Annotated in this window: 13 protein-coding genes and 1 pseudogene; 6 read left to right on the top strand and 8 right to left on the bottom strand. The window is 52.5% G+C overall.

Translation table 11 applies throughout. From position 1 onward, the window contains the following. The first annotated feature begins 531 nt into the window (after positions 1-531). Positions 532-1,419, top strand: coding sequence for a carbohydrate ABC transporter permease (locus tag M1D61_RS17230; RefSeq protein ID WP_458119846.1), 888 nt, complete (start codon positions 532-534; stop codon positions 1,417-1,419). Between the two features lie 36 nt (positions 1,420-1,455). Continuing rightward, complete coding sequence (locus M1D61_RS17225; protein WP_458119845.1) at positions 1,456-3,120, top strand: extracellular solute-binding protein; 1,665 nt, start codon at positions 1,456-1,458, stop codon at positions 3,118-3,120. Between the two features lie 118 nt (positions 3,121-3,238). Here M1D61_RS17225 and M1D61_RS17220 read toward each other — a convergent pair whose 3' ends face one another. Beyond that, on the bottom strand, positions 3,239-4,279 hold the full coding sequence (locus M1D61_RS17220; RefSeq protein WP_458119844.1) for a ketopantoate reductase family protein: 1,041 nt from the start codon (positions 4,277-4,279) through the stop codon (positions 3,239-3,241). A gap of 13 nt (positions 4,280-4,292) precedes the next feature. Continuing rightward, a pseudogene (locus M1D61_RS17215) lies at positions 4,293-4,586 on the bottom strand (acetoacetate decarboxylase family protein); the annotation flags it as partial. 251 nt (positions 4,587-4,837) lie between these two features. Here M1D61_RS17215 and M1D61_RS17210 point away from each other — a divergent pair. From M1D61_RS17210 to M1D61_RS17195, 4 genes are all read left to right on the top strand, one after another. Further along, a complete protein-coding gene (locus M1D61_RS17210; RefSeq protein WP_458119843.1) occupies positions 4,838-6,727 on the top strand; it encodes a cache domain-containing sensor histidine kinase in 1,890 nt (629 codons plus the stop codon). 1 nt (position 6,728) lies between these two features. After that, the gene (locus M1D61_RS17205; protein ID WP_458119842.1) at positions 6,729-8,300 is read left to right on the top strand and encodes a response regulator transcription factor; all 1,572 of its coding nucleotides are present in this window, start codon (positions 6,729-6,731) and stop codon (positions 8,298-8,300) included. A 175-nt stretch (positions 8,301-8,475) separates the two neighbouring features. Further along, the gene (locus M1D61_RS17200; RefSeq protein WP_458119841.1) at positions 8,476-11,349 is read left to right on the top strand and encodes a CHASE3 domain-containing protein; all 2,874 of its coding nucleotides are present in this window, start codon (positions 8,476-8,478) and stop codon (positions 11,347-11,349) included. A gap of 338 nt (positions 11,350-11,687) precedes the next feature. Further along, entirely contained in the window at positions 11,688-12,701 is a 1,014-nt protein-coding gene (locus tag M1D61_RS17195; protein WP_458119840.1) for a hypothetical protein, read from the top strand. 125 nt (positions 12,702-12,826) lie between these two features. Here M1D61_RS17195 and M1D61_RS17190 read toward each other — a convergent pair whose 3' ends face one another. From M1D61_RS17190 to pruA, 6 genes are all read right to left on the bottom strand, one after another. Continuing rightward, positions 12,827-14,626, bottom strand: coding sequence for an ABC transporter ATP-binding protein (locus M1D61_RS17190; protein ID WP_458119839.1), 1,800 nt, complete (start codon positions 14,624-14,626; stop codon positions 12,827-12,829). Beyond that, a complete protein-coding gene (locus tag M1D61_RS17185; RefSeq protein ID WP_458119838.1) occupies positions 14,623-16,362 on the bottom strand; it encodes an ABC transporter ATP-binding protein in 1,740 nt (579 codons plus the stop codon). The genes M1D61_RS17190 and M1D61_RS17185 overlap by 4 nt, the downstream gene beginning before the upstream one ends. A 295-nt stretch (positions 16,363-16,657) precedes the next feature. Next, complete coding sequence (locus M1D61_RS17180) at positions 16,658-17,806, bottom strand: GNAT family N-acetyltransferase (RefSeq protein WP_458119837.1); 1,149 nt, start codon at positions 17,804-17,806, stop codon at positions 16,658-16,660. 263 nt (positions 17,807-18,069) lie between these two features. Next, entirely contained in the window at positions 18,070-20,226 is a 2,157-nt protein-coding gene (locus M1D61_RS17175; protein WP_458119836.1) for a molybdopterin oxidoreductase family protein, read from the bottom strand. Further along, on the bottom strand, positions 20,180-22,351 hold the full coding sequence (gene nirB / locus M1D61_RS17170; protein WP_458119835.1) for a nitrite reductase large subunit NirB: 2,172 nt from the start codon (positions 22,349-22,351) through the stop codon (positions 20,180-20,182). The genes M1D61_RS17175 and nirB overlap by 47 nt, the downstream gene beginning before the upstream one ends. 822 nt (positions 22,352-23,173) lie before the next feature. Then, entirely contained in the window at positions 23,174-24,742 is a 1,569-nt protein-coding gene (gene pruA / locus M1D61_RS17165; RefSeq protein ID WP_458119834.1) for an L-glutamate gamma-semialdehyde dehydrogenase, read from the bottom strand. Positions 24,743-24,830 lie beyond the last annotated feature (88 nt).

Raw genomic sequence — 24,830 nt, 5'->3', positions numbered from 1 at the left:
CGCTTACGCGGAGGATATCCGATCTTAAATGAGGCCGCTTCGCTGCTGAATACAAATTCCAATTCCTCCGCTCCCTGCGTGGAGAGAATGATTGGGTAGTCAGGCTCCAATTTAAAACCTGTTCAACCATGAATGGATGACATGTCTACTAAATGAAGTATTAATCAAGCTGCCAACTGCAAATTAGAGCCAATTCAGCATAACCAATATTGTCATAAGAGCCACCCATCAATCCCTGTAACTCCACCTGTTTCCAAATGTACCACCCAAAAAAAAAGCTTGCAGAAGCCTTTGCGGAGTGGATGCGGGTGGGGTGAGGCACGGAGCGGAGGGAAGGGAATTGGGGAAAAGGGCGATATTTAAGCCTGGATATCCACCGCTTTACCCCAATTCAGGATATCCAGGCTTAACCGGAGCCCGTTCCCCAATCCCTTCCCGCAGCGCTCCCCCTCACCCCAGCCAACCGCCACTCCCCCTCCACCCCGCAACAGCACCGAAAGCATCTCCCCCCAAAGAAAGGAGTAAGTGACGATGTTAAATGCAGCCCGTCGCACACGCGGCGAAGCGATATTCGATACCTGTAACATGATTTTGATGCTGGCGATCTGCTTTTTGACCCTGTATCCCATCTGGTATGTGCTGATCAATGCGCTCAATGAAGGCACCGATGCGATGCGGGGAGGGATTTACTGGTGGCCGCGTATATTCAGCCTGGAGAGTTTCCGGGCAGTATTCCAGAGTGAGGGCATCATGCAGGCGATGTGGATCACGGTCGCCAAGACGCTGATCGGTACGGTTATCCATGTGTTCTTTACCGCCATGGTCGCTTATGCGCTGTCCCGGCGTGGATTGATTGGCGGCAAGGTGTATATCTGGCTCGGTACGGTCACGCTGTTTTTCAGCGGCGGACTGATTCCGACGTTCCTGCTGATGAAGGATCTCAATCTGCTGGATAACTTTCTGGTATACATCATTCCGGCGATGTTCAGCTTTTTTGACCTTATTATCTTTATGACGTTTTTCCGCGAGATTCCGGAAGGGCTGGAAGAGGCGGCACGGATCGACGGGGCCAATGATTGGGCGATTTTCCTCAAGGTTGTCCTGCCTGTCTCGATGCCGGTAATCGCCACGATCGCGCTGTTCCATGGGGTATACCAGTGGAATGATTACTTCACCGGCATGATCTACATGAACGATACGACCCTGCAGCCGATCCAGACGTATCTGTACCGCGTCGTCGCCGAGTCCAGCTCCAACCAGATGCTGGCGGCAGTCCCGGGCGGCATCAACCGGTCGGTGACCTCGCAGTCGATCAAGCTGGCGACGATGGTTGTCACGACACTGCCGATCGTATTCGTCTATCCGTTCCTGCAGAAATATTTTGTCAAAGGGATGATGATCGGTTCAATCAAAGGCTGATGTACACAGATTGCACGAACAGAGAGGGGTAAAGATATGAATATCAAAGCACGCAAATGGTACAAACCGGCGCTGGCAGTCGTAACAGCCAGCCTGCTCACACTGACGACGGCCTGCTCCTATTTTGGCGGCAGCAAAGGGGCGAGCGACAATGCCAACCCGGTACCGGTGCAGCAGGCTTCGGCCAATGAGCCGGGCTGGAAAGTCGATACGTCTCCGATTACCTTTGACTGGTATATGAACTTCTCCTGGTACACCGGCAGCGATTGGGGCAAAGATCCAACGAGCCAGTATATTACCAAAAAGACTGGTGTCAGCCTGAACTTTATCGTTCCGGCGGGTAATGAGAACGAGAAGCTCAATACGATGATCGCGTCCGGCAAGCTGCCCGATTTTATTACACTTGGCTGGAGCGAGGATGCGGTCAAAAAGATGATCGAGGGCAAACTCGTACTGCCGCTGAATGAGCTGGCCAAAGAGTATGATCCTTATTTCTTCAAAGTAACCGATCCGGCCAAGCTGGCCTGGTACACCCAACCGGACGGCAATGTGTACGGTTATCCGAATGCGTCTTCTTCGCCGGCGGACTTTGCCAAGTATGGCGAGAACTATGTATCCAACCAGGTATTCGTCGTGCGCAAGGATATGTACGAAGCGCTGGGCAAGCCGGATATGCGCACCCCGGAGGGCTTCCTGAATGCACTGAAAATGGCCAAGGAGAAATTTCCGCAGGTGAACGGCCAGCCGCTGATTCCGCTCGGACTGCATGAATTTACCGAGAACGGCAACTACTCGCTGGAAGGTTATCTGCAGAACTTCCTGGCTCTGCCGATGGAAAAAGACGGCAAGCTGTATGACCGGACGACCGATCCGGAATATGTACGCTGGCTGAAGACGCTGCGCCAGGCCAATCAGGAAGGTCTGCTGGCCAAGGATATCTTTATCGATAAGCGGGCACAAATGGAAGAGAAAATTGCGCAGGGACGCTACTTTGCGATGCTGTACCAGCGCAGCGACTTTAACACCCAGCAGAATGCGCTGTATGCGAATGACCCGGACTCTGTCTATATTGCGGTCGACGGGCCTTCCAATGCTCAGCTGGATCAGCCGGTACTGAGCGGGCCGGTCATCTCCGGCTGGACCCTGACCCTGATCTCCAAGGACGTCAAGGACAAGGCACGTGCGATCCGTTTCCTCGAATATATGATCAGTGAAGAAGGACAGAAGGATATGTATATGGGTGAAGAAGGCGTAACGTACGATATGGTGGACGGCAAGCCGCAGTTCAAACCGGAAGTGCTCAAGACGCTCAACACCGACCGTTCGGCCTTTGATACCAAGTACGGCGCTTCCCACAAGTACTGGATGCAGATGAATACAAATATTACCGACCAGTGGAAGCCGGAAAGTGTCGAGCCGTTCAAGCAGATGGAAGACTGGACCAAAGGCAAAACGGTGAGCCGCTCCGAATTTGACCAGCTGAATCCGACAGGCAATTCACCGGAAGGCATTATCAACACCAAGATTACCCAGCTGTGGGGCAAAACACTGCCGCAGCTGCTGCTGGCATCCTCGGATGCCGAGTTCGACCAGATTTTTCAGGATTACCTGAGCAAGCGCGAAGAGTACGGCCTGGCCAAAGTACAGGCATACCAGCAGACCGAATACGAGAAGAATCTGACCAAGCTCAAAGCGCAGTAATATGATCCCAATCAAAAGACCGCCGAAGGAGCCAGAATCGCAGCTTCGGCGGTCTTTGTTGTAGGTACATTTATCGTGATCAAGCAGGTTCCCTGTATACAGACGGTTTACATTACAATTACATCACGTGCCGGGTTTGCAGCAGCTGTTCAAATGCCTTGATATTGGTATCAAAATCAGGCACGGTTTGCGCGGCTTCCGCAGACTGCACCAGCTGTACGACTAGATCGTTAAATGGGGTAGCGATGCTTTTGCCGGTGGGCATATTGGGAACCACACCGTTGATGTACCGGATTTCGGTTTTGCGTTTCTTTTCCAGATCCTGCAGCATGCTTGCTTTGAGCAGTCGGGACGGTTCCATGACCATTCGCAGCGTACGGATGCGGTCCGGAATATCGCTTTCCGAGTGCAGTTCCAGGGAGGCAATATCGAATTCGCTCATTTTGGAAAATTCGATACCATTGGCATGACCGACCTTGATTGTCTCATCGGCGATATGAACAGCACTGATAATGCCGATCTCGTTATCCAGAATATCTCCGTATTCTCCATTCAATGCGGCGGACAGACCGCTGAATGCGTTGTTGATCAGCAGTTTGGACCATTTGGTGCCCACCAGATTGTCGGAGACGTGGGTTCCGCCGACCCATTCCAGTACGGATTGGATCTGCCGGATTCTGTCTGTGCTCTCCCCGTTCAGTTCACCAATCTGAAAAGCATAATTTTTGAACTGGGTATACTCGGTGGTCAGCCGGGATACACCCGGTTCCATAAAAGTAGCCCCAAATTCAACCGAACCGGCAATAACACGATGCTCGCCAACAATTGCAGCGACATTTTGCTCGGGAATACCATTCTGCAGCGAACAGACGACGCTATCCTCTGTTAGAAACGGCAGCAGTTCCCGCAGTACCGAGTCGTTATACAATTGCTTGGTCAGCAGCAGCACCAGATCGTATTTTCCCGATTTGTTCTGCGGAAGGATTGCTTTGACTGTAGAGGAGAACTCCATGGTGCCGACCACTTTGGCCCCTTTGGTATTCAGTACATCCACATGGGCCTCATACGTGTCGATTAATTCCACATCCATGCCGCCAGCGCTCAGATAGGCACCGACGATCGTTCCGAGGGAGCCTGCTCCCAAAACAGCGATTCTCATCGTAAAAACCTCCTTATTGTTCTTCCAGATAGTTATGGACAGGCTCTGCGGCATTCAGCGTCAGTAAGGTAAGGATATGGGATGCCGAGACGACTTCCAATACAGGCAAATCGGCCAGAGGCGCAAGGGCATGTTCGAACAGCTGCAGTCGTGCCGGACCACCCAGGCTCCTTTGACGTTAATATCCGTAATCTGCGTGCGTACCAGATCACAGTTGCGTGAAGCCCATTGTAGCATTGGCTACACGCAGACTGTCGTAGTCCAGCGTGCCAACGAGTGTATCCGAATCGATATCCAGCTTGGGGCTTCGCTTGCGGACAACAAGGAATACAGCGAATTTATCCATCATATTTGTAAACAGGCCGGGTTTGTCCCGAACAGCATTTTTGAGGTCGATTCCTACCTTCTTACAGAGATTATCCAGTACTAGCGGGATCACCATGATATATTTAAACTTCATGGAGAATCTTCATAATTACTTACTCTTTTTACAATATATTGAGTTACAATACAATTATAATGTAAGCGCTTATATTGCAAAGGAAGGAAGCTGCGGGTTTGAATCGATTGCAGAGTGGGATACGGGAGCTGTTCAGGCGTCTTAATGGAATATCGCTGCAGAGCAGGCTGATTATTGCCTATATCGTTGTTATTTTACTGCCCACGGCAGGTATCTCCTATTATTCCTATCAGCAGATCAATACGACCTATATACAGGATACGCGGCTCAAAAGCATTAATACCCTGCAAAATGAAAAGCAGACCATTCAGACGCAGATCGAGACGATGGAACGAGCGGCGCAGCTGGCGGTGTCGGACAAGTCGGTGATCCAGTATCTGACGGAGGATGAGGATACACCGACAGCGGAGCTGCTTGAATTCAATACGAGTTCTTATGCCCGGCTCGCTCAGATCCAGATCAATAACCCATCGATCCTACATTTGCGGCTGTACAGCAACAGTACGAACACGTACGAGATCTGGCCGATTATTCTGCATGAGGAACGGACCGCCGATGCTCCATGGTATGGTCTGGCCAGGGGACTGGGTGACCGGGAAGCCTGGTATATGCAGCGCAGTGATCTGTCACAAAGTGGAACAGACAACAGCCGGGCGCTGGAACCTGACCCGCCCAAGCTGTCTCTGCTGCGTGAACTGGAACTGCCCAAAGGGCATCATGCTGGCATGATCCAGGTGGATATGCGGCTGTCCGATCTGGCGCCGCTGACCTTTGGCCAGAGTCAGGAGGACAGTTCACGGATGCTGCTGCTGGATGCAGGCGGAGGGAATGTATCCTCCTATACGGAACAGAATCTGCACACCCGGCTGGCGGATCGTTTGCTCAGCAGTGCTGGCGATTCGGAGCGTCTTGCTGCCGGTGAACTGTCCGCCCAGTACCGGGCAGATGGGCAATCCTATCTGCTCACCAGCATCCCGGTAGAGCGGCTCGGTGCCCGGCTCGTGCATGTGACTTCGCTGGAGAAGATGCTGCAGGATACCGGACGGGCGCGCAATCTAATTATTCTGGCGACGGTAGGATTTATCGTACTCGTCTCGCTGATTACGTATGTAGCCAACTCGTTAATTCTCAAAAACCTGCGCAAGCTGACCCAGGCGATGAAGCAGATGCGCCGGGGGGAGTTCCCGTCGGTCGTTCAGGTGGCTGGCGGTGGAGAGATCGGTGAGCTGGTCTATCATTTTAACCGGATGAACGGAACGATCAATGAACTGATCGCCCAGGCTGTCCGCAAGCAGGCATTGATGAAGGAAGCGGAACTGCGGACGCTGTACAGCCAGATTGATGCCCATTTTCTGTACAATACGCTGGAAAATATCAAAATGCTGGCCGAGATCGAAGATCAGCGGCAGATCTCGGATGCGCTCACTTCGCTCGGCGGCATGATGCGCTATAACTTCAAGTGGACCGGCGAATATGTGAAACTGGAGGAAGAGCTGCGCCATATCCGCAATTATATAGATGTAATGAATATCCGCTACGAGGAGCCGGTCGAGCTGGAAATGGATATTGCACCGCTTGATCTGGAGCTGACACTGCTCAAGATGTCCCTGCAGCCGCTGGTGGAAAATGCCTTCAAGCATGCCTGGGAGGAGTCCGCACCGGTTTGTCATCTGCTGATCTGCTCTGCCGAACGGGAGGACGGGGTCATGACGATCACGGTACAGGACAATGGGAGAGGCATTCCGGAGCCGGAGCTGGAGCAATTGCGTGCACGTATTCGCGAGGCCGGTATCCGGCAGGAAGAGCTTCATGATGAACCGGCAGGATATGCACCGGGCACGACAGGTATCGGTCTGCAAAATGTGGAACGGCGGATACGATTATTTTATGGAGAACAATATGGAATACAGATCCACAGTAAAGTCGGACTGGGCACACAGGTGGAACTGATTATCCCCAAACGGATTCAGGCAGGAGGAGGTAGCTGACATGAGACAGTTGTTAATCGTGGATGACGAGAAGAATATCCGACAGGGGCTGCAGGTGATGATTGAACGCGAATTCCCCGGCCAGTATGAGATGCATGGTGTCCGTAACGGTCAGGAAGCGTTGGAGCGGCTGCAGGCACAGCCGGCGGATATCCTGATTACGGATATTCGTATGCCGGTACTGGATGGAATCGGCATGCTGGAACAGCTGCGCGCTATGAGACCGTCCACCGTGCAGCCCTGTGTGATTGTACTGAGCGGTTATGATGATTTTGAATATGCCAAGGCGGCGATCCGGTATCAGGTGCGCGAATATCTGCTCAAGCCGATCCGTCGGGAAGATTTGTTCGAAGCGCTGCAGCGGATTGGCGAGGAACTGCAGCAGCAGGATCTGGTCGGCCACCAGCTGGAAGAGGCTGCCCGGTATCGACAGCGGCAGCAGGAAGAGCAGCTGTGCGCTCTGCTGTATGAGCATCCTGCCGGAAACAGCTCATCCGCTGAATCCGCTGCAGCTGCGCATATGCTGCCAGCGGATTACCATGTCTGCGTATTCCAGTACAGGGATATCCATGGACAGCCGGTCAGCCGTCAGGAGCTGCGGCTGCTGCTGGAACGACTGACTGCACAGCCTTTGTGCACTATAGTGGAACTGCATGACCGGGAGGATCGGCTGGTCTGGATTGTGCCGGAGCAGGGGCAGATGCTGCTGTCACTCGCTGAAGCGGCTGCCCGCAGAGAGGTGTCCGGATTGCAGTTTGGTGTGAGTACGAGAGGACAGAGTGCCGGGCAGCTGGCGCATTTTTACCGGGAGGCCTGTACGGCGCTGGAGCAAGGGTTTTTCCATCCCGGGATGTACCTGCTGAATCATGAACCTGCCGCGGCAGCTGAGATTCGCTCTGAACTCGAACTGCCGGAGGAGCAGATCCGTCTGCTGGGCAACATCCTGGGCACCGGGCGTACTCAGGAGATCAGCAGAAGGCTGCAAGAGATTTTCCATGAGGATGATCTGTCCAGACTGACCGTCCACTATGTAGAGGAAGTATCCCGGCTGATAAACGAATCAATTATGGATGAGGTGTTCCGTCATTACGGAGAACCTTCCATTGAAATTATACGGCTGTACCAGCGGACATGCAGTTTGCAGCATTATCGGTATTTCCGGGAATATTACCGGGAGCTGGAGAGTCTGCTGATTTGCCTGGATGACTATATCGGCCAGCTCCGGCTTGTGCACAGTGAGCACCGCCAGCTGCGGGAAGCGGTGAAGTTTATTCACACCCATTATGACCGGCCGCTGAATATGGCGATGGTCAGCAATCATGTATCGCTGAATTACTCGTATTTCAGTGAAGCGTTCAAAGCGTATACCGGGGAGAATTTTGTACTGTATCTCAAAAAGGTACGCATCGGCAAAGCCAAGGAACTGCTGGCAGACAGCCCCTGGAAGCTGGCGGATATTAGCGAAATGGTCGGTTTTGAGAACAATCGGCATTTTTCCCGCGTGTTCCGTGAGCTGGAAGGGATCTCTCCGCAGGACTATAGGGCCAAAATGCAGATGCGCTCTACAATATAACAAGGATTAATCGACATAGTAGTTACATTAGACTAGGAATATATGGGAAATAAAATACTTATCGATTATCCGTTTGCAATATGAATAATTTGAAGTAAAATAGTTGGGTAACCAACATAATCACCTCTGTAAGTGGCAGAGTGAGGAATATTCAAAATATACTGGAGGCGTTCTTGTGCTTAGAAGCGCAAAGTGGAGTATACGCACCAAGATTGTAGCCGGTTATATTGTCATTATCCTGTGTCTCGGTCTTGTATTAACGATGATGTCCAGCCGGATGAGCCAGCTGGAGGCAGAGAATCGTTACATTAATGATCATGATCTGGAAGTGCATAATCTGACGAACGCCCTGGAAAAGCATGTGCTGGACATGGAGACCGGCCAGCGTGGATACGCGCTGACAGGTGATGATAATTACCTCGTGCCCTACAATGATGCTGCGGTGCAGTGGGAATCGGATTATAACAAGCTATATTCACTGGTAGCGGACAACTCTCTGCAGCAGAGCAATCTGAATACCATCAAGGCAGGTATTCAGAAATGGATTAATGAAGCCGGCAACAAGGTCATTGATCTCAAACGTGAAGGAAACAATGCCGGAGTAACCGCCTTTTTTGCCAGTGATCCCGGCAAACAGCAGATCGATCAGCTGCGGACGGAGCTGGATGCATTCCGTACCAGCGAAAAAGCGCTAACCGCCGCACGGATTGAAGCTATGGCGGCGAGCAATGAACAACTGCTGAATATTATGATGCTGCTGTGGGCTGCACTGGCTGCCGTATCGATTGCGACAGCTGTTCTAATCTCCAACCGGATTGTGAGAACAATCAAGGATGTGACGGAGACGGTTCGCGATATTGCAGCAGGCGGCAATCTGAACAAGCGTGTCGAGATCAAGACGGCTGACGAGGTCGGTGACCTGGGTGAAGCGGCCAACGGTCTCCTGGATCATGTACAGCATGAGAACTGGGTCAAAGACCAGATCGCTACAGCAGCCACTAAGTTCCAGGAGTCGACCGACATTCATGTACTGTCCTCGGTGCTGCTGACCAAAATGAACAAATGGTTTAACGCACCATACGGTGTAGTGTATGTCGATCAGGGCAAGGAAGACTGGAACAAAACCGCTTCCTTTGCAGCAGAGAGCCATGATGTGGAGATCGCACAGGAGCGTATCCGCAAAGGAGAAGGACTTGCCGGCCAGTGTATTACCGAGCGTCGTGTGCTGGAACTGCATCCTTTGCCTGCCGGTTATACCAAAATCCTCAGCTCCGGGCTCGGCAGTACCGAGCTGCAGGCGATGATCGCGGCTCCAATTATTTTTGAAGGTAAAGTGATCGCGGTAGCCGAATTTGCCCTGATGAAACCTTTTACCCGTGAAGAACATTTGCTGCTGCAGCAGCTGATTGATATTTTTGCTGTCACTCTTAATTCGGTCAAAGTACGGATGGAAGTGGAACAGCTGTACAGAGAATCCCAATCGCTCAACCACGAACTGCAGGTACAGTCGGAGGAGCTGCAGGTGCAATCCGAAGAACTGCAGGCCCAGACCGAAGAGCTGCAAATGCAGGCAGAAGAACAGCAAATACTCAACGAACGTCTCGAACAGGGCAAGCTGGCTGCGGAAAGTACAGCGATCGAGCTGGACAAATACGCCCAACAGCTCCAGATCAGCTCGCGTTACAAGTCGGAATTTCTGGCGAATATGTCGCATGAACTGCGTACCCCGCTGAACAGCATGCTGATTCTGTCCCAGATTCTGTCGGAGAATAGCAGCAATACGCTGACAGCCAAGGAACAGGAATACGCTTCGATCATTCACTCTTCCGGCAAGGATCTGCTGAACCTGATCAATGATATCCTGGACCTGTCCAAAGTGGAAGCCGGCAAAATGCAGATCGAGATCAATCCGATCAGTATCAGCTCCATGGCGGAACAGATGGAGCGCAGCTTCAAAGAAACCGCATCCCTGCGAGATCTGTATTTCAAAGTACAGGTCGAGGACAATGTGCCGGATATCATCTATTCGGATGAACTGCGCATTCAGCAGGTGCTGCGTAACCTGTTGTCCAACGCATTCAAGTTTACCCAGACTGGCGGCGTGACCATGAAGATTGAAAAGGTGGGACGGGTGCAGACCGCCGAGTATCAGAGCAGTCAGCCAATGATTGCATTCAGTGTCAGCGATACCGGTATCGGTATTTCCTCCGAGAATCGCCAGGTTATTTTCGAAGCCTTCCGTCAGGCTGACGGCGCAACTGCCCGCAAGTATGGCGGTACCGGTCTCGGGTTGTCGATCTCTTCCCAGCTCGCTCATCTGCTCGGTGGAGAGATCAACGTGGAGAGCAAGCTGAACGAAGGCAGTACATTCACCTTCTATATCCCGTGTGCAGTGACAGATCCACTTACGGAAAATGCCATGTTTGACCTGAATGAACCGCTGCATTTGAACCGAACGGTATTTATGGAAGAAGGCAACGTGGTCCCGACCGATTCTTATGAGAATTATACATTTACGTATGAATCGGATCGAATGGAAGAAGAACTCATCGAAGAAGAAATGACACTCGCCGAGCGTCCCACCACCTTGGAATTCGTACAGGATTTGCTGACACCTCAGCAGCCTCAGGTACCGGAAACACAGGAGATTCTTACCGGCAAGAAAATTCTGATTGTCGACGATGATATCCGTAATGTATACGCGCTGACCAGCATGTTGGAACGCTACAATATGAATATAGTCATTTCCCAGAACGGCCGGGATGCACTGGAGATCCTGCATATGGATCAGCATATCGACCTGATTCTAATGGATATTATGATGCCGGAGATGGACGGTTATGAGACGATGAAGACGGTCCGCAACCTGTACGGATACGCGAACGTACCAATTATTGTGCTTACGGCCAAAGCAATGAAGGAAGACCGTGAGAAGAGCATTCAGGCGGGAGCGACCGATTATATGAGCAAACCGCTGCAGATGCAGGAAGTGCTGCAGCGAATTCGCTACTGGCTTCACCAGACGAATGTGCGGTTCTCTTCACGCTAAGAATACAAGACAGGAAACCTGTTATAATTGCTTTATTCCAAACGAAGTCTGCATGATCTTATAATTCGCAGACTTCGTTTTTTTGTAGACTTTTATTAAAAATTCGTGCTAAATATATAAATAAATTAGTTATTTATTAAGAATATGAGTTATCATCCGATAATAATCTTATAGGTCTAAATACCCTATAAAATATAAATGGAGTAGTATGAATAGACTATTCTGTGGAAGCGGATAGTACAGACCGGGCTCTTCAGGATCGAAACAGGGGTTACGTGACTGGAATGAGCGGAGAGGGGAACCGCTTCCGACCAATCATAACGAAAGGAAGAAGAGGTATGAATATTAGCTCAGCCGTTAATTATCCATCTTCCGGCACATCATCTTACTATCCCAAAAGCACGACCATTCCTGACCCGCAAACGGATGCTGTAAGCGAAGCAGCATACGACCCGCAGGTGGAGGCCGAGAAGGCCAAAGAACAAAGAGCCAGAGATCGTAAGATTGAGGATCAGAAGAACCAGGATAGACAGGCCGAAGAACAAAAGCTCGAAAAACAGGAACGCTATAAGAAAGAAGATCGGGCCAAAGAGATTAGAAAAGAAGATACCGACAAGTTCCTGCAGACTCAGCAAAAGCAAAACCTGGAAACCAGCGAGATTGCTGCCGATATGGTCGCACAAAGCAGCTATCTGCAAATGAGTATTCAAACCAATCTGCCGATCACCAAAGACAACTATGAATCTGCTGTTAAAAACCTGGTCTCCCGCGGATTTCAGGTGAGTGCAGATGAAGACAAGCTGATGATCTCTTCCAAAGTGCATCAGCTCAGGCTGGAGATCAGCAAGGAATCATATGAACAATATGTGAAAACTATCTCCGCTCAGGTAACAGAAGTACAGTCAGATAACAGACGTACTGCAGATGTTTCGTCATCATCCGCTTCACCAGAGCTTACAGGCGACAGCACACCGATGCCTGTACCGTCCGGAAGCTCGGCAGCCGATAATGGTACATCTACAGGTTCTGACAGTCCTTCACCAGAAGCTCAGCCTGAATCCGGCAGTGCCGCAGCAGAGCCGGATTCAGTGACACCAGCTCCGCAGCAGCCGGTAAGTGATCCTGATCCACAGCCTGCAGATTACACAGCGGATCAGCAGGATACTGCTTCAGCTCCATCCGACTCATCAACTACTTCGACAGCAGCCCCATCTTCAACAGAGTCCACTTCGGGAACAGGTACAGCCAGCGATCCTGCCCCGGCGAGTACAGGCAATGAGGTGACCAATACAGGTGCTTCAACAGGGACAGCCAGCAGTGGTAATCCTGCATTGATACAGGGACTCATATAATCATAGTCAATATTCGCTACCCAGCCTCATGATTGTCCCCAGTTGGACAGCATGAGGCTTTTATCATATGAAGTGGCTTTGATCTTCAGCATGGCAATTAAATCAATTATTCGTATCTATCTTTATCAGGCTTTAGCAACATCATGCCCTGCCTGTCTGGCATGGCGGTAGAGTTCGGCATAGATACCACCCTGTGCAAGCAGCTTGGCATGTGTACCCTGCTCAATAATCTCTCCATGCTCCATCACCAGGATGCGATCAGCATGCATAATGGTAGACAAGCGGTGAGCGATTACTATCGTTGTGCGTCCTTCGGATACAGTCTGCAGCGCCTGCTGGACGAGCTGCTCGGTATGGGAATCCAGATTGGCGGTTGCTTCATCCAGAATCAGCACTCGCGGCTTGAAGACGACGATCCGGGCAAAGGAGATCAGCTGCCGTTCCCCGGCCGATAATCCGCTGCCCCGCTCGGACATGCGGGTATCGTACTGCTGCGGCAGCTTTAGGATCATCTCATGCGCACCGACAAAGCGGCAGGCTTCAATGACCTCCTCACGGCTGACATCATCCTGGAACAGCCGCACATTATCGATAATCGAGCCGGAGAACAGGAACGGTTCCTGCTGGATCAGTCCGACGATCCGGTGCAGCTGCTGCTGTGGAATGCAGCGCAGATCCTGATCATCGATCGTAATCGATCCACTCTGGACGTCGTAGAATCGGTTGAGCAGCGCGATCAGCGTACTTTTGCCAGCACCGGTCGTACCGACGACACCGATCATTTCACCCGGACGAATATGCAGATCCAGATCCGGCAGAATGGTCTGTCCTTCGGTATAACCGAATGTAATATGGTTAAAGTCGACCTTGCCTTTGACCTGCTCAGGTACGATGGCTGCTGTCTGTTCAGGCTCTGGATCACGAATCTCCGGTTGAATGCGCAGGATACGCCAGATGCGGTCCATCGATACCATGGTGGACTGGAATGTATTCCACTGCATGGTGATCTGGTTGATCGGCTGGAAGAACTGGCGGATATAACTGATAAAAGCGTACAGCACACCGACTTCAATCTGCTTGTTGAATACGGCGACACCACCGAGCCAGACCATCAGCACAAGCGCAATATTACCGAGCACATCAAAGGTACGGTTGAACAATACATTGGACTTGAGCTGCTGCACATTGGCCTGCCAGTAGTCGCTGTTGAACTCGGTGAACCGGCGGGTCTGTTCCTTTTCCTGATGGAAAATCTGGATCAGCCCCATACCCGACAGATTCTCGGCAGTAAAAGCGACCAGGCGGGACAAGCGGCTGCGGGCGTATTGATACACTTCGCGCAGCCGCTTGCGGAACAGGATCGCCAGCGTAGCGATTACCGGCAATGTCAGCATGGAGTACCAGGCCAGCGTCGTATCGAGCCGGAACATGAAATAAATAATAAACACCAGCATCATGCCGTCACGGATCAGGCTGAGCAGCACCTGGGTGAAAAACTGGCTGATCGTCTCCGTATCGCTCGATACATTGGTGACGAGCCCGCCGCTGCTTGAACGGTCGAAGAAGCTCATCGACAGTTTGGATATATGACCGAACAGGTCTTTACGAATACTGGCGACAATATGCTGTCCGGCATACTGGAGCAGATTGCTCTGAATGTAGGTGAAAATCAGGCTGATCACAGCCAGCCCCAGATAGATCAGGGCCATGCGGGTCAGAAAGGGCAGTCCGCTCTCACCGACAGCAATATGCTCATCGATCACGATGCTGACCAGATACGGCTGCACCAGATCGGCAGCAATAGCGAGTATGGTGGCAAAGAAAATGCCGACAAACGTCAGTCGGTGCGGCCGGGCATACCGCAGAATTGCCCGTAATGCTTCGTAGCGGGAGGAATCCGGCGAACCGGAAGGTAATTTGCTCATGAATGCAGACCTTCTTCCTGTAACTGATACATGGAGGCGTAGATGCCCTGTTCATTCAGCAGCTGGCGGTGGGTGCCCTGCTGCACGATGCGGCCTTCATCCATCACGACGATCCAGTCGGCCTGCTTGACCGCACTGATCCGGTGCGCGATGATAATGGTCGTGCGGTTCTGCCGCTCCTGAACCAGATTCTCCAGAATACCGGCTTCGGTAACCGCATCGACAGCGCTCATGCTGTCATCCAGAATGAGGATCGGTCCGGTCTTGGCGAGTCCGCGTGCCAGACTTGTCCGCTGGCGCTGCCCGCCGGAGAGCGTAATACCGCGCTCCCCCAACCGGGTCTCGAACTGTTCCGGGAAGCGGGTAATCGGCTCGTAGATCATCGCCTGACGGGCGTGATTTTCCACCTTTTCCAGCGGGATATCCCGGTCGCTGAAGGCGATGTTGTCACGGATCGTTGTGCTGAACAGGAATCCGTCCTGCGGCACATAGGCAATCCGGGAGCGCAAGCTGTTGATGGAGATGCGGCGTACATCCGTGCCGCCGAGCAGAATCGTACCTGCAGGCGGATCATAGATGCGCAGCAGCAGTTTGACAAGTGTGGTCTTGCCGCTGCCGGTCTTGCCAACGATTCCGACCGTTTGTCCGCTGACAATATGCATGTTCAGATCGGATAATGCAGGACGTTCATTGCCCGGATAGGTGAAGGTCAGATTACGCAGTTCCAGATCCGGTGAGGCCGCCAGAGGCAGCGCATGTTCATCGTCCTGAATATCCGGCTGTTCCCCTAGGAGATGATTGACCCGATCCAGGGAAGCGCTGGAACGCTGCATCATATTGATCACGTTACCAATCTGCTGCAGCGGCCCGGACATGATGCGCAGATAGAGCGTCAATGCGATAAAGTTACCGACCGTAATACTGCCCTGGATCGCCAGATAACCGCCATACATAAGTGAGATGACCAGCGATAATGCTCCTAGAAAAGGCACAGCCGCCTGGAAAAGGGAAGACATGCGCACCAGATGCAGCTGGTTGTCCCGAATCTGGTCGACCGTGCTGCCAAACCGCTGTCTCGCGGTCGGTTCAATCGCAAATGTCTTGGTCACGCGAATGCCGCGCAGCTGTTCCTCTGCCGACTCGGTCATAACGGCCAGCGATTCCTGTACGCTCATCGACCGTTTACGAATACGGGGTCCGAAATACACGACCAGAAACGGAATCGCGACCATCGGCACAATGCTGACCAGAATCAGATAAAGCGGAATATGACTGAGCAGCATCATGACGAGGCAGGAGAGGAACAGGAAGACCGCATTGGTCGTGGTGGTTACTCCGTTGGAGATCGATTCACGCACCGAGGTAACATCATTGGTCATCGAGCTGAGCAGCTTGCCGGTACCCTGACGGGAAAAGTAATGCTCACTCAGCGTGGCGAACTTGCGGAACAGACTCTGCCGCATCGCAAATTCGAATTTCCGGCCGAGCCGCATCACCGTGAACTGCCCTGCTCCGAACAGCAGATTGTAGGCGATCCCGATCCCTGCCAGAATAAGGCTGTAGCGGACAATCATCTCATACTGGATGTTGCCGGCGAGCAGCGCATCCGTAAATTGCCCCAGCACCCGGGGCAGCGCAGCCTGCGAAATATTGGACAGGATGATCAGCACCACTGCCATCAGATAGTAGTGCCAGTGTTCACGTACATAATCCGTAAGTATACTTCGATCCTTCATAGGCTTCCTTCTTTCTGCGAGCTTATCCAGTTACCTTTCTCTATTCATTTAAACCAAAAAGAGCTGGGAGATTGCAGTTTTTCCATATTGGGAAAGGTGCTTGCTGGCGTTATCCGGTACGAAAAGGAATAGGGACGCTTCTGCCGGTTAAGCATAGAGATCCTGAATAACCGCTTGCAGCGGTCGATCTCCATGTTTAACAGTCGTCGGCTGTCCCTATTCCTTTTCTTCGCTCTGTGGATAATCATCCTGCGGTACATGGTGCATTCTTTTTTTATGAGGTGGGATGTTCGCGTTATATAAAATACAGTCCGTACATATAAGGCAGAGTGACGGCAGGGCTTGGGATATTCTGGTTTTGCAATAATGATGAAGATGGATCGAACAGCAGGGAGCACAGTTCCGCATCTCCATCGACCGGGCAGGTGCCCTGCGGCGTATGGAGGATGTACTGGTTATTGGATTCAACCGAGAATCGCACCGGCGCATCCGGAGCTAGATCATCGAGCAGTTCGATCTGCGAGATCAGGGCGCTGCCGCTGGCGATCATGACGGTTCCACCGTTGGGGATGATGGACAGGGCTGCACCGGATTCTTTTACAGCTTGGATCAGGGATGTTTCCTGCCAGGGAATGGGGGCAGTCAGGGATGCAAGGGCATAGACTGATACGGCATCCTGCCAGAGTGCCATGACCGCATCGTGTGGACCCGCCCATTCCAGTGCCTGTCCGCTGCGTTCTGGTATGGAATCACCCAGCTCCGTAGAATGAGATGGTTCCTCAGGAATGGAGAAGATGCTGACAGCCTCGATGCTCCTCTGTCCGGGGACGGTGGCTACACGGATATGCAGATGCTGTCCGCGAATATGTGCCATTGGCGCAGCTTCGATCATCTGCTGCAGTTCGGCCAGACTCATCTGTACATACGCCGGTCTGGATTGCAGCAGCGCATGAACGGCAAAAATATCTTCTGCCCGCATATCACGCATTTCCCATGAAAAGGGCCCCCAGGAAGAGAGAGTGTTCGAAGACATGGCCGCTTGATGGATCTGACCGAAAAACTGGCTGCCTGCACGCGTATACAGCGAACGGTCACCGGAAATAAACATCAGTGAAGCGCCCGATTCAGTCGCATGCTGACGGCAGCGCTCCAGCAGCTGTCCGGCCAACCGCTGACCGCGATAATCCGGATGGGTGCATACCGCTCCGATCGAGAAAGCCGATAGAATCTGCTGTCCGCTCCGAATCTTCACCGGAACCAGTCCCATAAAGGATACAAGTCGATTCTGCTCGGTAAACGCGCCGTAGGAATGGCTGATGCCCGGATGGAACAGGGTAGGGAATGACGTCTCCATATGCCGATACTCCTGCTCGCAGAAAATATCATTGGCCAGCTCGGCAGCCTGCGCCAATTCATGGGTATGTACTCTTCTAATCTGTATCATCGTGTGACCTCCTGATTATCGGTAGTAGGGAATGACATGCCAGCTTATGACAGTTAAATGTTAAAGCGCTATAATTCCAGCATACCTTAGATGAAACAGGAATACGATGGAGTCAGTGAAGTTTGAACATAGAGTTTACAAAATACAATATATAAAAGATACAAAACACAAAACATAAAACAAAAACACAAAAATCATCCTGTATTCCTCCGGCAGGGAGAGAACAGGATGATTTTGTCGTTCAAGTTAGGTGCGCTCCACACTCAGCGCTGCATAGACTGATACTGCCGCTGTGCAGCACCGGCATGTACAGGCCGGATCGTCACAGCAGTTACTTTGAAGCCGGGCATTTTGCAGTAAGGGTCCAGCTCGGGAGAGGTTGCTTCATTGACGTTCTGGGTGCCGCCCCAGTGCATCGGCACGAATAGTGTATCCGGGCGAATATTCTCGCTGATCCGGCAGCGTACGAAAAAGCGGCCATGTGCAGACTGTATCTCGGTCCATTCTCCATCCTGCAGATGATGCTGGCGGGCGGTCAGCGGGTGGATTTCGACGAAGTTTTCCAGCTCACGGGCAGCCAGTGCAGCGCTGCGCCGGGTCTGCACACCGGTCAGATAATGAGCCAGCACCCGGCCATTGGTCAGGATCAGCGGATATACCGGTGAAGGCTGTTCTCGTACCGCATGATGGGGAGTCGCGGTAAAGCTGGCTCTGCCATCCGCATGGGCAAACTGCTCGGTGAACATCATGGGTACGCCCTGGTGCTCCGGCGAAGGACAGGGCCAGTAGATCCCTTCTTCCCGGCGCAGCCGCTCATAGGTGATCCCGTAATAATCCGCAAGTCCGCCGCGGCTGGCTATCCGCAGTTCCTCGAAGATCTCTTCGGCTGTCTGAAAAGGAAAGTACTGCCCCCGTCCCAGCCTGTCGGCCAGATCGCACAGAATACGCCAGTCATCCCGTACTTCGCCAGGCGCAGGGAGTGCCGCTTCACGCAGCAGTACCCGGCCTTCCAGATTGGTGAGCGTACCGGCATTCTCAAGATACGAAGTGACAGGCAGCACCACATCGGCCATCCGGGCGGTTTCCGACAGGAACATGTCCGCCACGATCAGCATATCCAGCCCTTCCAGTGCAGACCGGACGAGTGGAATATTCGGGTTGGACACAACCGGATTGGAGCCCATGACGAGCAGTGTGCGGATATCCCGGCGGGCAGCCAGTTCCATCATTTCGTAGGCAGACACGCCTTTGCCGGGGATATTGGCCGGATCTACCTGCCAGACCGAAGCGATATATTCACGATCCGCAGCATTCTCGATTGAACGGTAGCCAGGCAGCTGGTCGGCTTTTTGTCCGTGTTCCCGTCCGCCCTGGCCGTTGCCCTGACCGGTGACTGCACCATAGCCGCAGCCGGGCCGACCGATTTTTCCGGTAGCCAGCACCAGATTGATCAGATACCTCACTGCGAGATGACCATCGGTCTGCTGTTCTACCCCGCGAGCGGTAAAGATAATGCCGGTCTCGGCAAGTCCATACCAGCTGGCCGCCTGCCGGATCTGTTCGGCGGGGATGCCGCATAACTGTGCGACATCTTCCGTCTCGATACCATCCAGCAGGGCGGTGAGATCTTCATATCTACCGGTACGCTGCTGGATGAATTCCTCATCGATCCAGCCTTCCTGTACGAGGATCTTCAGCATCGCCAGCGCCAGCATCGCATCGGTTCCCGGACGGATCTGCAGATGAAGATCGGCGATCGCTGCTGTCGATGTTCGCCGGGGATCGATAACGATGATTCTGGCTCCATTTGCCCGGGCTTGGTTAAAATAGGGCAGCAGCGTCGGCTGGCACTCGGCAATATTCGTTCCCGCCAGAATAATACAGCGGGCGAGCGGGATATCTTCGAGCCGGCAGGTCATTCCGCGATCCAGGCCGAACACTTTGCTGCCTGCCGAAGCAGCTGCCGACATGCAAAAGCGTCCATTGTAGTCGATATACCGCGTTCCCAGCCCGATACGGGCGAATTTGCCGAGCAGATAGGCAGTTTCGTTCGTCAGCGAACCGCCGCCGTATACGCCGATGGAACCTGCACCCTGCTGGCTGATTGCGGTTTGGAAATGGCTGACGATTCGCTCCATGGCTTCTTCCCAGGTTGCTCTGACGAGCGCACCATTACGGCGGACCAGCGGGAACATCAGCCGTTCCCGATTCATCGCATGCTGGTGGGCATTCATGCCTTTGACACAGATCCGGCCCTGAGAGGCGGCATTGGGTGCGCCTTTAGCCTGCCAGCTGCTGTAGCGGCTCGCGCTGTGTATCTCGGCAGATGGGGGAGCGGGCATCATACCGGATTCTGTGCGATGCAGCGAGATCTTACACTGTACGCTGCAAAATGGACACTGTGTCTGCATCATGTTCATGTCTGATTTCCCCTTCCTGTACCGGGTCACCGGTCTGCTCGTAATAACGGTTCAGTACCTGTTCACGGATGGTCAGCAGGCTTGTACGCTCCAGCCACTGCCAGACCGGTTCGCCGTAATAGGCCTGTTCATGGTATTGGCTGATGCAGAACGATAATAGATGGATCGCATCCTGCAGGGAATCGGTCTGGGCGATGAGCTGCGCTCTGCGCAAAGAGCCGGTGGAACTGCCGCCAGCATGGATCTCCCAGCCTGCCGGAGAGCCGCATACTACCAGATCGTGCAGCAGCAGACCGGCCGGGCTGTCTGCATCAACCGAAGCAGTGATATGCAAAGGAACGGCCGGGATCATATTCTGCCACCTGTTGTACAGCTGCTCCAGCAGATAACCGGCATTCGGATACTGTTCCAGCAGCAGAGGATCGGCATGAATCAGCAGTGCAGCATAGGATGCTGGCAAAAAGATCGACCCGGCAGTCTGCAACGGATCAAGGGTACCTATATAATACTGAAGCGCCGGCTGGCACAATGGACAGCCATCCGAATTGACCCAATCCAGCTGCTGCATCACTTCGGCAGCTGTCTGCCAGCGATGCTCACGAATTAGATCACGCAGCAGTTCATGAGTGAGGGACGTGCAGCCGCAGATGGAAGGCATCTGTGCCGCTGCAGGTACATGTTCCGAAGCGGTAGAGGGAGCCGCCGATGCTGTCATCCCCACGGCATGACAGCGAACGAGTGCTTCTACAGTAGGACGACAGCCGCCGCAGGAACCGGAGGCACGGGTATGTTCCCTGACCTGATCTGCTGTCTTCAATTGCAGCGCGGTCATGGTGTCCAGAATGGTGCACTTGGTGACCGCATTGCAGGCACATACGACCGACTCCGGGGAGAGGGCGATCGCTGTGGCATCTGCCGGATTATCATTGGTCTGCGAATGAGCGATGCTGTCTGCCAGCCACTGCTCAGCCGGCTGTCCGCGGCGTACCATCTCGACGAGAGCTGTTCCTTCGGCCGTCTCGCCGTACAGCACGGCGCCGCTGATTTTTCCTTGAGTAGCCAGGATTCTCCGATACGTTTTTTGCACGCCATCGTACTGCTGCACAATATCTTCTGCCTCCACAGCTTGAACATTGCCGACCGAGAAAACATGCACCCCGGAAATTTTCAGCTGGGAATACGGAATGGAACCTTGATAACCGGTTGTCTGCTGTTCACACAGATGTGCAGCCAGCACCAGAGCCTGTTCATACAGAGGGGCGACCAGACCGTAGGAGATACCGCGATGTTCCGCACATTCACCGACCGCATAGATTCCCGGCAGACTGGTCTGCATATGGTCATCCACCTGAATGGCGCGGCCGGTGCGAATCCCCGCTTGTTCTGCCAGCCGGATATTGGGACGAATCCCGACCGCCATCACGATCAGATCGGCAGCCAGTCGTTCTCCATTATCAAAACGCAGTCCCTGCGCACGGGTGGTCCCTGTAATTTTGAGTGTATTGCGGTTCAGATGGAAGATCATGCCCTGCTGCTCCAGTTCCTTTTGCAGCATGCCTGCCGACAGTGCGTCCAGCTGGCGGTTCATCAGATAGGAGGCATTGTGCACCACATGTGCTTCCATGCCGAGATGCAGCAGTCCCCGCGCCGCTTCCAATCCGAGCAGTCCGCCGCCGATGACCGCTGCCCGGCTGTACTGGCTGGCATACTCGGTCATCCGCTGACAATCCTCGATGCTGCGAAAGGAAATCACCCCCTTCTTGTCCGAACCGGGCAGCGGAGGGATGTAAGGCACCGACCCGGTTGCCAGAATCAACACATCATATTGTGCCTGCATCCCGGAAGCCGTATAGACCGTACGCTGATCCGGATCAATTCGTACCACCTGCTCCCCGGTATGCAGCCGAATTCCATTCTCCTCATACCAGTCCAGCGAATGCAGTACAATATCTTCAAACCGGCTCTCTCCCTGCAGCACTTTGGATAACAGAATCCGATTATAATTCGGCCGCGGCTCATCTCCAAACACCGTAATATGAAAATGTCCTGCCCGCCGCTTCACCATCTCCTCCACACAACGCATCCCCGCCATCCCATTCCCAATAACGACCAACCGTGAGGGCATACGATTTCCTCCTTTTATCCATCCTAATATCTGTCTCTGTTTTAAATGAATCCACCCAATATCCCGATGTATCGAAATTCACATCGAATCATTTTTACGTAACTAAACAGAAAAAGCCCTTTTCTGCTGACTTATCAACAGGAAAAGGGCATCATTGCCACCATTTCAGATCACACGTCTTTGTGTGAAAGTTATAAAATAACAGTAAAGGATTCTGAAATTTATGTCAATATAATTGACGTATTATAAGAGAGGAGAATTATTTATCGATTATAAGTTAATTATTGTAACATTTAATCAGGCTATAACGCTGGTTGGATACGATTGATGTTAATTATATTCACCGAAGCAAGACTATATACTGGCAATATATTGAAAACAAACGCTGCAAGATTTGTATTTATAAAAAAGTTATTCCAGTTGAAAAAAGCGAGTAGAGTACGCGAGCAGACTACAAAGATGTCCAAGCACAGAACGCAAGAAAGGAAATAAGAGCAAAGGACGGCCTTTAAGCGTGGAGATCTTCATTCCCTCCTAATATAAAAGATCTCCACGCTTAACCGGAGGACGTGCTCTTATTCCTTTCTGGAGTGGTTGATGCCAGCCAGACTCCAGACTAAGGCTCTGCTATACTGCGCTCCCCGAAGCGTTCTTACAAACGGAGCAGCATACACATACACGACGCAATATGCAGCGAAAGCCCCTGTATCCATTCATACAGAGGCTTCCAATAGCATATTCTCAATACAATACCATCTGTCCAGCACCACAACGCTTACAGGTACAAATTCAGTCTACTGTAACTCCAACACAGCTGAACCCTTACAGCTTGCGCGAAGTCAATTTCGCTTGGGTAAACAGCAGTAGATAATCATGTCCCCCAGCCTTCGAATCCGTCCCCGACATGTTAAATCCGCCAAACGGCTGCGCCCCTACAAGCGCCCCGGTACATTTGCGATTCACATACAGATTGCCGCAGTGCATCGTCTCCAGCGCTTCGCTGATCCGCTCCTCATTGGTGGAAAAGAACGCCCCGGTCAGTCCGAATTCCGTATCATTGTAGATCTCGATCGCTTCCTTGTAATCTTTGGCCGGACAGAGAGCGAGAACCGGACCGAAGATCTCTTCCTGCATAATGCGCGCTTTGCGGTCGACATCCGCGAACACGGTCGGCTGGATATAGTAGCCGTTGCCTTCGGCCTTACTGCCGCCTGCGACCAGACGACCTTCGGTTTTGCCGATTTCGATATAATCCAGAATCTTGTCATAGGAACCCTGGTCGATAACGGGTCCGGATGGATAGTTCTGCTCCGGCAAACCGATGGACAGGCGTCCGGTCAGCTCGGCCACTTTTTCCACGATTTGCGGATAGACGGATTCCACGATTACGGCGCGGGAGCCAGCCGAACATTTCTGACCCTGGAAGCCAAAGGCCGAAGCGACGATCGCCTGGGCAGCCGCGTCTACATCTGCCGTCTCATCGACTACGATGCCGTCCTTGCCGCCCATTTCAGCGACCAGACGTTTCATCCAGATCTGGCCTTCCGCTGTATCGGCAGCGAGGCGGCTGATGCGCAGTCCCACTTCCTTGGAACCAGTGAAGCTGATAAAACGGGTCTTTGGATGGCTGGTCAGATAATCGCCAATCTCGGACCCGCTGCCCGGCACAAAGTTGATCACACCCGCTGGCAGTCCGATCTCTTCCATAAGAGCGACAAACTTGTGAGCGATTACCGGTGTGGTGGAAGCTGGCTTGAGCAGTACCGTATTGCCGGATACGACTGCAGCTGTAGTCATGCCGACACAGATGGCCAGCGGAAAGTTCCACGGCGGGATCACGATGCCGACGCCGAGTGGAATGTAGGTAAGGCGGTTGTCTTCACCGGGAATCGGTGTCAGCGGCTGGGTCTCATTAATCTGATCGAGACGCAGCATCTCACGGGCGTAGAATTCCATAAAGTCGATCGCTTCCGCTGTATCAGCATCTGCCTCGGCATAATTTTTACCGGCTTCCAGCACCATCAGGGCTGAGAATTCATGCTTGCGTTCCCGCATCAGGGCAGCGGCTTTGAACAGATAATCGGCGCGGATACGGGCGGGAACCTTTTTCCATGTCTCAAAAGTCTGCAGGGCGACTTGCATCGCTTGTTCGGCCAGCTCCTGGTTGGCTTTGCTCATGTAGCCGATAACTTCATCCGTATTGGCAGGGTTGATGGAACGAATTTTGTCTTCAGTTACAATCTTCTGATCTCCAATATGCAGCGGAAGGGTCTGACCGAGTTCGGCTCTGACACGGGCAATCGCTTTCTCCATCGCTTCACGGTTGTCCGGCTGGTTGAAATCAACAAAAGGCTCATTGGCAAAAGGGCGGATATTCGTCATTTTACTCATTAATAGATCTCCTCTCATAATGGAAACGGAAATGGAAGCATGAATGGTAAAGTTATACATTTATTTGAATTATACACTTTTAAATGAT

The organism is Paenibacillus sp. Z6-24 (assembly GCF_054161335.1).
This window is presented reverse-complemented; position numbering and strand designations above follow the sequence as displayed.

What these genes read in the sequence shown, in the direction of transcription:
- M1D61_RS17230 (WP_458119846.1), top strand. Translation starts at nt 532, where the DNA reads ATGTTAAATGCAGCCCGTCGCACACGCGGCGAAGCGATATTCGATACC.
- M1D61_RS17225 (WP_458119845.1), top strand. Translation starts at nt 1,456, where the DNA reads ATGAATATCAAAGCACGCAAATGGTACAAACCGGCGCTGGCAGTCGTA.
- M1D61_RS17220 (WP_458119844.1), bottom strand. Translation starts at nt 4,279, where the DNA reads ATGAGAATCGCTGTTTTGGGAGCAGGCTCCCTCGGAACGATCGTCGGT.
- M1D61_RS17205 (WP_458119842.1), top strand. Translation starts at nt 6,729, where the DNA reads ATGAGACAGTTGTTAATCGTGGATGACGAGAAGAATATCCGACAGGGG.
- M1D61_RS17195 (WP_458119840.1), top strand. Translation starts at nt 11,688, where the DNA reads ATGAATATTAGCTCAGCCGTTAATTATCCATCTTCCGGCACATCATCT.
- M1D61_RS17190 (WP_458119839.1), bottom strand. Translation starts at nt 14,626, where the DNA reads ATGAGCAAATTACCTTCCGGTTCGCCGGATTCCTCCCGCTACGAAGCA.
- M1D61_RS17185 (WP_458119838.1), bottom strand. Translation starts at nt 16,362, where the DNA reads ATGAAGGATCGAAGTATACTTACGGATTATGTACGTGAACACTGGCAC.
- M1D61_RS17180 (WP_458119837.1), bottom strand. Translation starts at nt 17,806, where the DNA reads ATGATACAGATTAGAAGAGTACATACCCATGAATTGGCGCAGGCTGCC.
- M1D61_RS17175 (WP_458119836.1), bottom strand. Translation starts at nt 20,226, where the DNA reads ATGAACATGATGCAGACACAGTGTCCATTTTGCAGCGTACAGTGTAAG.
- nirB (WP_458119835.1), bottom strand. Translation starts at nt 22,351, where the DNA reads ATGCCCTCACGGTTGGTCGTTATTGGGAATGGGATGGCGGGGATGCGT.
- pruA (WP_458119834.1), bottom strand. Translation starts at nt 24,742, where the DNA reads ATGAGTAAAATGACGAATATCCGCCCTTTTGCCAATGAGCCTTTTGTT.